Origin of the sequence: Mycolicibacterium helvum, from assembly GCF_010731895.1 — a bacterium.
Classification (GTDB): Bacteria; Actinomycetota; Actinomycetes; order Mycobacteriales; family Mycobacteriaceae; genus Mycobacterium; species Mycobacterium helvum.
The window spans coordinates 4,192,488-4,204,051 of sequence record NZ_AP022596.1; the positions used below are offsets into that span (position 1 = coordinate 4,192,488).

The window sequence follows — 11,564 nt, forward strand, 5'->3', positions numbered from 1 at the left end:
TCCTCATTCCTTGATTGGGCACGTGGCCATGGAGTTGACCGCGCGGGAGATCCGATCGGACAGCGATCCGCCATCCCGTAGCCAGTCGTCGATGGAGATCCGGACTGACGCCATTGCCAGGGCACCGATCAGCCGCGGGCGCGGGTCGTCGACGACCAGGTCGGGGAGCCGGGGCGCGATCACCTCGGCGATCGCGGTCTCGAAATTCAGGTAGCACAGCAGTGTCCAGGCGCGCAGGCTCAGTGAGTCGCGGGTCTGGCGCTCGATCTCGGCGATGTTCTGCTCGACGAGGGCGAAGCCGGGAGTGAGCTCCGCGAAGGCCGCGGTGAGGGCCTCGTTGACGGATAGTTCGGGGGGCTGGCGGCGCAGTGCGTCGGTGATCGCGGCGATCCAGGTAGCGGTGAAGCCCTCGGCGACGGCGTATTCCTTGGACTCGAAGTACCGGAAGAACGTCGCGCGGGCGACGTCGGCCGCTTCAGCGATCTGGTCGGCGGTGGTGGCACTCAGCCCGTTTTGGGTGACCAGCTGGGCGGCCGCGGTGGCGATGCGCTCACGTGTTCGCTGCCGCTTCCGGACCCGCAGACTGTCAGACACCGTCTCACTCTAGACAGAGTCTCATTTTGTTGAGGCGCTTTTGCGCAGCTCGGCGAGCAATCTGGCCGAGCCTGGATTAATGCACTTCAGTCCGCGGTTAGCAGTCGCGTACCATGGGATGTCCGGCCGTACCTCGGCCGGGGTGCGAGGGGCTGAACGGTTTCGACTTCGCGCATCGAATCAAGGGAAGCGTGCCGGTGCAGGCAAAGACCACCGTAAGCGTCGTTGCAACCAATTAAGCGCCGATTCCAATCAGCGCGACTACGCTCTCGCTGCCTAAGCGATAGCTGGTCCGTCAGACCGGGAGAGCCCTCGACCCGGACCCTGGCGTCATCTAGAGGGACAAACCGTTAAGTCCGGTCGCGGGACTCAGCGGGACATCAAACAGCGACTGGGATCGTCATCCTGACTTGTTCGCGTGAGCAGGAGATCCAAGTAGAGACATAGCGGACTGCGCACGGAGAAGCCTTGAGGGAATGCCGTAGGACCCGGGTTCAATTCCCGGCAGCTCCACAACTAAATAGCAGGTCAGAGGGCCAAATCTGACCACGCAGAGGCCACGTCAGCACAAAGTCAGCACATGTTGCGGCTAGGATGCCCGGCGTGGCCTTTGTTCGTGAGCGACCCAAGAGGGACGGCACAGTCGTCTACGCCGTGACCTACCGCATCGGCGGACGGGCGGGGCGGCAGTCTCAAACGTCATTCCCGGACAAGAAGCAGGCCGACCGGTTCTGCGCTTTCGTTGACGCGTTTGGGCCTGTCGAGGCGTTGGCAAAGGCCGGTATCTCGGACACCAAACCGGCCATGTCGAAGTTGACTGTGACCGAATACCTGACGCAGCACATCGCCAGCCTGTCCGGTGTCGAACGTAAGACGGTTACCGAATACAACCGGTACCTGAACAACGACATCGGGCCGGCGTTCGGCGTGGTGCCGCTGGACAAGCTGACCCGTGCCGACGTAGCCGCGTGGGTCAACGCGATGGCTGAGGCCGGGGCCAAGACGGGCACGATGCAGAACAAGCACGGCTTTCTGTCCGGTGCGCTGAAACAGGCTGTCAAGGATGGGCTTCTAACTGCCAACCCGTGCGACGGTGTGAAGCTGCCGCGCACCGAGGAGCGCGAAACCGTGTTCCTGACCAAGGACGAATTTCAGCTTCTGAGAGCGGCATTCTCTGAGCACTACCAGCCGCTGGTGCAATTCCTCGTTGCGTCAGGCTGTCGGTTCAACGAGGCCACGGCGCTCAAGCCGTCCGACGTTGACCGAACTCGCAACACGGTGCGGATCGCCCGTGCATGGAAACAGGACGGCACCCGCTACACGATGGGGCCACCGAAAACGCAGAAGTCGAATCGGACGATCAACGTGCCTAAGGCCGTGCTTGACGGATTGAACTACTCGCACGAGTGGCTGTTCTCCACTACTAAGGGCGAACCGATCCGGCTGTCGTCGTGGCGCACGAACGTTTGGAACAAGTCACGCGCCAAGGCGCAGGAGACGGACCCGCAGAACGCGGATAAGCCCGTGCTGGTGAAGTCTCCGACGCCGCACGATCTGCGTCATACGTGTGCTAGCTGGATGATCCAGGCCGGTGTGCCGCTGCCAGTGATCCAGGCGCACCTTGGGCACGAGTCCATCACAACGACGGTGGACAGGTACGGGCATCTGGACCGGAGTAGCCACGAGGCTGCGTCGGAGGCGATAGCGCAGATGCTTACGTGACAATTTTGTCCAATTCTCTGGACCTCCCAGGTCCGTAATCCACAGGTAGACCGCATTTTCTGTGCGGGCATTCAACGTGGAGGCGCTGCCGCGACCTATTCTAATGTTTGGGAAACGAGACTCAATGAGGAAATGTGTCTCTCAGAGGCACCGGGGTGAACCGCCCTCTGAACGGCACGAATCGCGTGCCGTACCTGCATTCACCAGATAGAACCATGCAGCATGTCAAAGCCCATCCTCTTGGGATACGAACAAACCTCTGAACTCACCGGCATTCCCATTAACACTTTGAAGGACTACCGCGCTAAGGGTAAGGGTCCACTCTCTGCGGTCATTTGCGGGCATGTGAAATACACCCGCGAAGATATCGACGCTTGGATTGCTGAACAATTCGAGCGGTCTGGTAAGGGAGGTAAGGCTGCCGCCGAGCTTGTATTCACTCCATTGGGTAGGCGCTCTAGGGTTAACGCCGCTTAGCTCAGGTTAACGCTACTAAGAAAAGAGGTGGAAATGGATAATAAACCGAATATCTCGACTCAAGAGTTCTTTTTGAACTCCGGTAGCGAGCAGTTGCTAAAGATTCACCAATTTGCGCGTGCCCGCTACGTGGCACCGTGGGCGGTGTTCTTCGGGGTGCTGCTGCGGGTCGCGGCGAGTGTGCCGCCGCATGTGCAGTTACCGCCGGTGGTTGGGCGTCCTGCGAGCTTGAACCTACTTTGTGCCTTCGTGGGGAAATCCGGTGCAGGTAAGGGCAACACCACGGGTGTAGCGCGTGAGGCATGGCCGACCGATGTTCTGGAGCTACCTATCGGGTCGGGTCAGGGAATCGCGGCGCAGTTTGCCAGTGATCCTGATTCGGCGGTTATTTTCGATATTCCAGAGATAGACATATTGACCGGTCACGCCGGTCAGCACGGCAGTATCTTGTTGGCGACGATCAAGAGTTTCGCTATGGGTGAGCAGATAGGCCAAACGAATGCTACGCGGGACGCCCGCCGTATTGTTGATGCGCACACCTACCGGGGGTGCTTGTCGGTGGGTACGCAACCCGGACACGCGAATGTGATCTTCAATGATGCGTCTGGAGGTCTGCCGCAAAGGTTCCTGTGGGCTCCCGTAGTCGATCCGAATACTCCTGGCGGCAAGTTCCCTATCCCTGATCCGTTGGTGATGGACATGCCGGATTGGGGCACCAAAGGCGACGTGGTAAAGGTTGCCTACGGACACCCTGATATTGAGACCACCATTGTTGATACCCATCTTGCGAATGTGCGCGGAGAAGGGAACCCACTCGACTCGCACGCAATCCTCACGCGGTGCAAAGTGGCGGCGTTGTTGGCGATCATGCACGGGAGTCTTGAGGAACGCGGTATGGCGCGGGCGATTGAGAAGGACGGGTTCGACGCTGGGCGGCTGGAATCGGTTATTCGCAGCATCCTCGATCAGTTGCGTAGGAACGGCGAGATGCCGGGTAGCGAGCTGCGCACGAGCCTAACGAGTGAGAACCGGAAGTGGTTTGATCAGGCGATTGCACAATTAGCTGAGGATGGCCGGATTGTGGTTACAAGGGCCGGTTCAGGGTTCCGTTACCGTCTGACAGACGACCGCCAGGGTGGCGACTGCCGCCAGGGTGCTTTAACGCAGGTCAGAGGGGGTGGCGAAACTCGCCAGGGTGGCGGTGCGGATTCGCCTATAAGTTTGGAAAACCACAGCTCACGCGAGGATCAGGTTAAGAAGATGTCGTGTCGGGCGTGGGTTGAGGGGTACCTTGCCGAACTGGTCAAGCAGGGTCATACCACTGCTGATCCGGTTGCTGTGCGTGACGCTGGTGTGGCGGCGGGATACAACCGGAACCAACTGCACAACGCTGGTAGCACGTTGGGGCTTACCGGGGCGGTCTGGTCCCTCGCGGCGTGACAATTCACGGAGAGAGAGCAGTCGCTGGCCGTACGAGGATGAGCAGGAGGGGTGCGTGGGGGCACCCCCCCCAGGGGGGTCAGCTCGCGTAGTTGTAGACCGTTTGGCGGGAGATTCCGTACTCACGGGCAAGGGCAGTGACGGACTCACCGCCCGCTAGGCGGTCCCGGAGCTCTCCGGCCTGTGCATCGGTGAGGGACGCCTTGCGACCCTTGTACTTGCCAGCGGCCTTGGCAATGGCGATGCCCTCACGCTGACGTTCGAGGATCATCGACCGCTCAAACTCCGCGACAGCTCCGAGCATCGACAACAACAATGTGTTCATGGGCGAGTCGTCACCGGCGAACGTCAGGTTCTCTTTGACGAACTCGATCTTGACGCTCTGGCCCGTAAGTTCCCTTACGAGGCGTCGGAGGTCTTCGAGGTTGCGGGCGAGTCGGTCCATCGAGTGCACCACGAGCGTGTCACCCTCACGGACATACTCGACGGCACGGGCTAGCTCCGGGCGGTCGGTGTTCTTACCGCTGGCCTTGTCGGTGAACACCTTGTCCAGCGCGACGCCATCGAGTTGCCGGTCGGTGTTCTGGTCGACGGTGCTCACTCGTTGGTAGCCGATTCGCTGACCCATGCCCATCTCCCTCGCTGGCCCAAACTGTCAAATTAGACTCTAAAAAGTTGACAGACAGTTGTCAATGAATGCTCCGTATGACCCCAGTTTGACATCATTCGGGGATGTGACGAGTGTCGAGTACGGGTGTAGCCCAACTCGGCGCGCAGGCAGCGTGCAAATAGATCGCGCCCAATGAGTTCGCGCGTAGTGAGTCGTCTGGTGTGGAGTGCTTACTACCTCAGACTTGTCGGCCTCGACTTGTAGTGTTTGGGCAAGCATCAACGGCCCTTCGGAGGTCTAAGTGATTTCAGCCGACCGGTTTGCAAAAGCGCTGCGCGAACTCGATGGGAGTAAGTGGCGGCTATTCGAACGCCTAGCCGCGACCTTCCTCGCGAGCGAGTTTCCTGAGCTTCGCCCGGTTGCTGATCCGTCTGGCGACGATGGGATCGACGCACTCCTCTACCAGCCCGTTGACGATACGAAGACGGTCGTGCAGTTCTCGGTGCGCAAGGACTGGCAAGACAAGCTCCACGAGACCTGTCGGCGAATCAAGAAAACCTGTCCCAGCGCAAACGTCCTCATCTTCGCTACGAATCAGACGATGGGGTCCAAGGTGGCCGCCCAGCGTAAGTCTGTCCGGGAGAATCATGGCCTGTACCTCGACCCTAGAGATTCTGAGTGGTTCATCTCAACACGGAATGCGACCGCCGCTAACACCGCCGAGGCCGAGCAATTGGCTCAAAACATTGTGGATCCGCTTCTGAATTCCGGCTCGATAATCGAGACGCAGGCCCAAGCGCTCGACGATTTGGAGGCAAAAGCGGCATTCGTACACCTGGGCCTCCAGTGGGAGGATGACAACCGCGAAAAAGGTTTGACGAAGGTCTGTTTCGAAGCGATTGTGCGTTCCGTATTGCGAGATACCACAAGTGAAGCGCGAATGTCGCGCACCGAAATACATAAAAAGGTGAAAGATCTCCTGCCTGCACACCCGTCCGAACTTTTGGATGGCAAAGTCGACGGTGCGTTGGGTCGACTGGATAAGAAATTCATACGTAATTGGAGAAAGGAGGACGAATTTTGCCTTACGTGGGACGAGCGGCAAAGGCTACGTGACCGCGTCACCGAGTTGAGCTTGTTAGATGGCATACTCGTATCCGAGTTGGAGGCCGCTTTATCGGCCTCGCTAGACGAAGCGAACGCGGAGGAACTCGAAACTAGCGAGCTTGAGGCAACGACCGGCGTCGCTCGAATGGTGCTTGAACGTATATTCTTGGAGCGGGGTGAAGCATTTGCTTCAGCGATTACCCGTGGTCGGAGTGGTGAGGTTCGATTCAACGACATCGAAGCCGTATTGGACTCGGTCGTTTCAGCCTCGGGAATCAAATTGCCCGTCCCATCGGACATTCTGGTTGCAACCATTCAAGGCGTGTTGTTAGATCCTCCCGACGAGGTGAGAGCATATCTACGGGGACTGTCCGACACATATACCCTTTTTGCTTTCCTCCGCGAGACACCTGATGTTCAGTCCGCCGTTGTGAAGATTTTCTCGGACGCAGATATTTGGCTCGACACTTCCGTCATACTCCCTTTACTTGCCGAGGAATTACTCGACGAAAGCGCACGAAACCACACGGCTCTTTTGCATGCAGCCACTGAGGCGGGTCTCCGACTTTATGTCACACCTGGCGTTATTGAGGAAGTTGCTTATCACCTCAGGGGATGTCAGGGATATGCCCGGGCGGTAGCTCGGCAAGGCGCATACGGGGATCCTCCCTTTTTATACAGCGCCTACAGAATGTCAGGGCGAAGTCTGGAAGATTTTGACCGGTGGCTCATGAATTACGTGGGGAACAATCCCGAGGAAGATATCCTGCAGTATTTCGAAGAGGTTCATCAAATAGACGAGAATGATCTGAAAGACTTCGCGAATCGCGCGGCCATCGAATTTCGTGCAGGTGTGGCCGAGGTATGGCACAGAAAACGTGATCAGAAAGACCAGCGCCTGATAGCCCTCGGTCTCGACCCGATGGACTCACAAACGCGCACGCGGCTGGTAGACCACGATGTTGAGAATTACGTGGGCATTGTCATGCGCCGGATCGAACGTCGGGAACAACGATCAGCATTCGGTTATCGAAGCTGGTGGCTGACGTTGGACGGTACCGCTTTCAAGATTGGCACGGTACTAAAGACGGAGCTGAACGGAAGCGTTCCGCCTTCACCGGCGATCAGCTCTGACTTCATGATTAACTACCTTTCCGTCGGACCGATCCGATCCAAGTTGACTAAAAACTCGGAAAAAATGCTGCCGTTGATGCTCAACATGCACGCGCTTGACGCAGTTCCGCAGGACCTGCTGGACCTCGCTGACGAAATCCGAGCAGATTTGGCAGATCTGCCGTCACGTGTCGTACGGCGAAAAATCAAGGAAACTCTGGAAGATGCGAGGCGGTTGCTGGGTCCCGTGACTGAGACGGGCGAGGTCGGTTTGACTGAAGAGATCAAGCGAAAACTACGTGAGCACGCCCGCAGAGCCTGAACGACAGTAACGATCCGGGCGTGGCGCAACCGGCTAGGCGATTGTCGTCGAGATGCAATCCGCCACCTCTGTCAGCGCCTGCTGGCGTGCTGACGGCGGTCAGCACATTTTCGTTTCGGGTCATGTTTCCCCATGTCGGTCCGTGCTGACCCATAGAGTAAACATGCAGGTCAACGGCGTTATATGCGGCTTCAATTCCCGGCAGCTCCACCTATAACTGTAGTTCAGAGCGTTAAGGAAGACCCCCGGGCGCCTTGTCAAGAGTTTGTCAAGGTTCCGGGGGTTGTCCTGTTCCGGTGATAACGTCCGCGCATGTGGAACAGGTCGCGTGCTCGAGCGGATGAGCTTGAGAAGACGCCCACGCCGCACGACCTCAGGCATACGTGCGCGTCGTGGATGATTCAAGCAGGTGTGCCGCTGCCCGTGGTGCAGGCGCACCTGGGCCATGAGTCGATCACCACGACCGTGGACCGCTACGGACATGTGGACCGCACGAGCCATGAGGCGGCTGCCGCCGCTATCGCCGCCGCGCTCGCTTCCTGAGGCGGGGACCGCAACGAAGACGAGAAGCACTATTTCCTGCAGCCGGTGGCTGAACATGTAACCGGTGGCGAACTCGTTCAACCACGTCTACATGTGGTTGCGGGAGAACCCGGAGTACGCCAAGAACTACCAGGGACGGCAAGGAGTTCGTACCGAACTTCTTGAAGGTCGCTTGATGGTCGCCGAATCGAACATTCACACGTCGGCGCTGTTGGACATGGTGGCTGTTGAGAGCCGCATGGGCGTCTACGACATGATGGTTTGTGCGGGATTCGTCGATTGCGACTGCTACGCGGTCTACAGGGGCGTCGCTGCGTAAGAACTGCGGATGAGCGGGCCGTGCTTTCGGCGGGCGTCGTCCGGGCCGGATTTTGTCCACACCGCATGCGACCGTTGCCGGCATGGATTCCACTTCAAACGTCGAGCCGATGGCTCGTCGAATCAAAGACCTTGTCCCGCCGTTCCCTTCAGAGGACTGGCTGAGCCGCCGGTTGAACAAGGGCATCATTCCCGGCGCCAAGCCCGGCCGCACATGGGTGATGACCGATGGTGACATCCGTGTAGGGCTGGAGACCTTCCGGAACACACCGCGCCGGTGCGCCCGCGGTGACGACCTCGACACCGGGCTCACCGAGGCCGCGTTGCGAAAGCGGCAACAGGAAAGACCTAAGACCCACGCGGCATCGCCCGACATAGTCGGCAGTTATCAGAAGGCAGTGCGAGAAACTCCAGGTGCCGGGTTTCACGTCGAATGTCGTCGGTGAAGGCGCTGGCGATGTCGGCTGTCGCCGCATCGCGATACTTTGATCCTGGCCTTCCGACGCTTTTCAAGCAGTGCCGCGGACATGTCCGAACGCCAACGACCTCACCGATGCGACATGAAATCCTCTCCATTACAGGCGATCTGAAATTAGGCCCCGTTCATGCCGCCTGCTACCGCAGGTATGCCCAGGCGTGTTTCCAGGATGTCCATCAACGCGGTAAGTCGTCGACGGAGATCGTCGAACGATGTGCGGCGCTGCGCCCAGGATACGATCTCGCCTGTCCAAACGTCGGCTAGGAAGGTTGCAAGAGCGTGGCGGCGATCTTCGCTAAATTCCTCGCCTAGAAGCATTTTGAAAATGTCGATCGCCTGCCACCGAATCTCGTAAGCCTCGTCGAGGCCGTTCGCGTGCGCCGCGATATAGGCGAGCATCAGCGTTTCGGTTACCGACTTCGTGCGTTCCATCTCCGACGCGATGCGATCGAAGCCGATCCTTAGACGCTGATATCCGCCGGGGATAGGACGCAGTTCGCGGTCAAGAGCGAGTTCGAGACCCGCCAATCCTTCCTCGAGCGTGCTGATCAGGAGATGCACTTTGGAGGGGAAGTATCGGTAGAGGGTGCCTGTCGATATGTCGGCATCGGTTGCGACGTCGCGCATGTTGAGGTCATTGAGACCTACGCGCGCCGCGACGTCCAGGATGCGCAGCCGGCGCTCACTCTGTAACTCCGAGCTAGGTCGTGCAGATGAATGCCTTTGACGTTGCGGCAGATTTTCCGCGTTGCTCTCGGCTGCATCATCATCGGAACTCAACGACATGTCGGCAGGCTGCTTTTTGAAGCCGGCGCGGTTGGGCCAACATCGTACGGAATCCATGTCGGTGGCCGCGATGTCGTTGGTCCACGGCGGCCGGATCCGCTCGGTCGAACTTGTCGACGGCGGCGACCTCTTCCTGCGCCCGCCTTGTTTATATCCAGATCTGGCGCGCCCGTGGCAGAGTCACGATCCTCTTCGATGCGAGGTATCACAAGATTTAAGATCCTTGTCGCTTGTAGTAGCGGACGCGGGCTTGTTGGGCGAGTTGGACGACCATCTTGGAGTGGTCGTTGTGGTAGCTCTCGGGCGGCTGTGCCATCTCGAACTCGTACTCGCGCAACAGAACCGAGAAGATCGCCTTGATCTGCATCTGGGCGAACGCCGCCCCGACGCAGCGGTGCCTGCCGGCGCCGAACGGAATCCACGTCCAGCGGTTGACGATGTCCTCTTGCCGGGGCTTCTCGTAGCGGTCCGGGTCGAAGGAGTCCGGATCGGGGAAGTCCTCGGGGATGCGGTTGGAGATCGCCGGTGAGGCGGCGACCATCTGACCCTTGTGGATCGGATAGCCCTGCACTTCGAACTCGTCCTGGGCCACCCTCATCAGGATGATCAGCGGTGGGTGCAGCCGCAGAGTCTCCTTGAGGGCGTTGTCGATCTTCGGAATCTGGCGCAGCGCATGGAAACTCACCTCCTGACCGTCGGAGTACAGGTCGTCGAGTTCCTGCTGGACCTGGGCATAGTAGTCCGGGTGGCGCAGCAGTTCGATGAGCGTCCACGACGAGGTGCCCGAGCTGGTGTGGTGGCCGGCGAACATCAGCGAGATGAACATGCCGGTGACCTCGTTGGCCGAGAAGCGAGGGTTGCCCTCTTCGTCCTTGATGGAGACCAGCACGTCGAGCAGGTCACGGTCGGTCTTATCGGTCGGCGGGTTGGCGATGCGCCCGTTCATGACCTCTTGAACCAACGCCACCAAGTTGACCCTGTCGCCCCAGTTCTCGATCATCTTGCGGACTTCGCCCTCGATGGTGGCGGCGTGGCCCTTCATCTGCTCGCCGCGCAGCGCGGTGTTGTGCAGCATCTCGGCGCGACGCTCGGGGTCGGCGTCGAACACCACCCCCTCACCGAAAATCGGCGTCATGAATGGGTAGGCCTCGGCCTGGTTGAGGTCGGCGTCGGGGGAGCGGAAGAAGAACTCGTTGGCCTCCGTGCCGGTCAGCAGGATGACCTGCTTGTCGGCGAGCTGGAACCAGCCGAGGTCACCGCACTCCTCGCGAATGCGCTTCATCAGGCCGATCGGATCGGTGCGGAACTCCTCCAGGTGGCCGTGCTCTTCCTCGCCACCAGAAACACGCGGAACGCTAATCGGGTTCAACGCGTACCCGAAACTACTGACGAATTCACGACCCGCTGCACCGCCCGATCGAGGTGGTCCGCCTCGGCACTATAGCCACCAACCGAGAAGGGTGCCTGCACCATCGCGCCGGAGAAGAGCATGTGCAGCGTCGTCGCCAACTTGGTCGAACTCCCTGGCCCGAGTGCTGCTTTGATTCGGCTGCCAACTTCGGCCGCGATCTGCGTGCGGATCTTGTTGACCACCTCGTCCTCACCCATCAACGCGGTCGTGCACGCGTGGACGAGACACGGCCGGCCGGCGACCAGCAGCATTAGCTCACGTAGTTGTGCTCGAATCGGTGACTCGGCGTTGTCGTTGATATCGACGAATGTGGGGGCATCCCGCAGTATCCGTAGGTAAACCTCGGCGATCAGGGCATCCTTGGACGGGAAAGAGGTGTACGCGGTGGTTGGCGATACGGCTGAACTCGCAGCCACGCCGCGGATGGTTAGTTCGCTGTACGGAGTGTCCAGGAGCGCAGCTGCGGCAGCATCGAGCAGCTTTCGAACACTGTGCTCGGACCGCGTGTTTCTTCGCCTGTGGATGGGCTGGACTTTTGTCATTGAGACCGTTACTCCGGCCATGTGTCCAGAATAACGAGTGATGGGTGAAGGAGCAAGATGGAGGGCGGATCTAATTGGCTTCTAAGCTTTTTCGTTCTCTG

10 protein-coding genes, 1 other RNA gene and 1 pseudogene are annotated in these 11,564 nt (G+C 59.3%); 7 read left to right on the plus strand and 5 right to left on the minus strand.

The window, feature by feature from the left end; genetic code table 11:
* Nucleotides 1-3: 3 nt before the first annotated feature.
* Nucleotides 4-594 (minus strand): TetR family transcriptional regulator, encoded by a 591-nt coding sequence (locus G6N38_RS19680; protein ID WP_163749735.1) that lies wholly within the window; start codon nucleotides 592-594, stop codon nucleotides 4-6.
* A gap of 148 nt (nucleotides 595-742) precedes the next feature.
* On the opposite strand from G6N38_RS19680, the gene ssrA reads away from it, so the two are divergent.
* From ssrA to G6N38_RS19695, 3 genes are all read left to right on the plus strand, one after another.
* Nucleotides 743-1,110, plus strand: a transfer-messenger RNA (tmRNA) gene (gene ssrA, locus G6N38_RS19685).
* 87 nt (nucleotides 1,111-1,197) lie between these two features.
* Complete coding sequence (locus G6N38_RS19690) at nucleotides 1,198-2,316, plus strand: tyrosine-type recombinase/integrase (RefSeq protein ID WP_163752127.1); 1,119 nt, start codon at nucleotides 1,198-1,200, stop codon at nucleotides 2,314-2,316.
* A gap of 510 nt (nucleotides 2,317-2,826) precedes the next feature.
* Nucleotides 2,827-4,233 carry a crosslink repair DNA glycosylase YcaQ family protein gene (locus G6N38_RS19695; RefSeq protein WP_163749736.1) on the plus strand — a complete coding sequence of 469 codons (1,407 nt, stop codon included), beginning with the start codon at nucleotides 2,827-2,829 and terminating at the stop codon, nucleotides 4,231-4,233.
* A 79-nt stretch (nucleotides 4,234-4,312) separates the two neighbouring features.
* Here G6N38_RS19695 and G6N38_RS19700 read toward each other — a convergent pair whose 3' ends face one another.
* Complete coding sequence (locus G6N38_RS19700) at nucleotides 4,313-4,861, minus strand: recombinase family protein (protein WP_163749737.1); 549 nt, start codon at nucleotides 4,859-4,861, stop codon at nucleotides 4,313-4,315.
* Nucleotides 4,862-5,144: 283 nt separating this feature from the next.
* Between G6N38_RS19700 and G6N38_RS19705 the strand changes: the two genes are divergently transcribed.
* The 4 genes and pseudogenes from G6N38_RS19705 to G6N38_RS19720 all read left to right on the plus strand — a co-directional run bounded on the left by G6N38_RS19705 (nucleotide 5,145) and on the right by G6N38_RS19720 (nucleotide 8,692).
* A complete protein-coding gene (locus G6N38_RS19705) occupies nucleotides 5,145-7,385 on the plus strand; it encodes a hypothetical protein (protein ID WP_163749738.1) in 2,241 nt (746 codons plus the stop codon).
* Nucleotides 7,386-7,742: 357 nt separating this feature from the next.
* A pseudogene (locus tag G6N38_RS19710) lies at nucleotides 7,743-7,928 on the plus strand (tyrosine-type recombinase/integrase); the annotation flags it as partial.
* Nucleotides 7,929-7,992: 64 nt separating this feature from the next.
* Nucleotides 7,993-8,247, plus strand: coding sequence for a hypothetical protein (locus G6N38_RS19715; RefSeq protein WP_163749739.1), 255 nt, complete (start codon nucleotides 7,993-7,995; stop codon nucleotides 8,245-8,247).
* A gap of 82 nt (nucleotides 8,248-8,329) precedes the next feature.
* Nucleotides 8,330-8,692, plus strand: coding sequence for a hypothetical protein (locus tag G6N38_RS19720; protein ID WP_163749740.1), 363 nt, complete (start codon nucleotides 8,330-8,332; stop codon nucleotides 8,690-8,692).
* A 146-nt stretch (nucleotides 8,693-8,838) separates the two neighbouring features.
* Here the strand turns inward: G6N38_RS19720 and G6N38_RS19725 are convergent, their stop codons facing one another.
* The 3 genes from G6N38_RS19725 to G6N38_RS19735 all read right to left on the minus strand — a co-directional run bounded on the left by G6N38_RS19725 (nucleotide 8,839) and on the right by G6N38_RS19735 (nucleotide 11,484).
* A complete protein-coding gene (locus G6N38_RS19725) occupies nucleotides 8,839-9,510 on the minus strand; it encodes a TetR/AcrR family transcriptional regulator (RefSeq protein WP_163749741.1) in 672 nt (223 codons plus the stop codon).
* Nucleotides 9,511-9,724: 214 nt separating this feature from the next.
* A complete protein-coding gene (locus G6N38_RS19730) occupies nucleotides 9,725-10,879 on the minus strand; it encodes a cytochrome P450 (RefSeq protein ID WP_163749742.1) in 1,155 nt (384 codons plus the stop codon).
* A complete protein-coding gene (locus G6N38_RS19735; protein ID WP_163749743.1) occupies nucleotides 10,876-11,484 on the minus strand; it encodes a TetR/AcrR family transcriptional regulator in 609 nt (202 codons plus the stop codon). Before G6N38_RS19735 ends, G6N38_RS19730 begins: the two co-directional genes overlap by 4 nt.
* Nucleotides 11,485-11,564 lie beyond the last annotated feature (80 nt).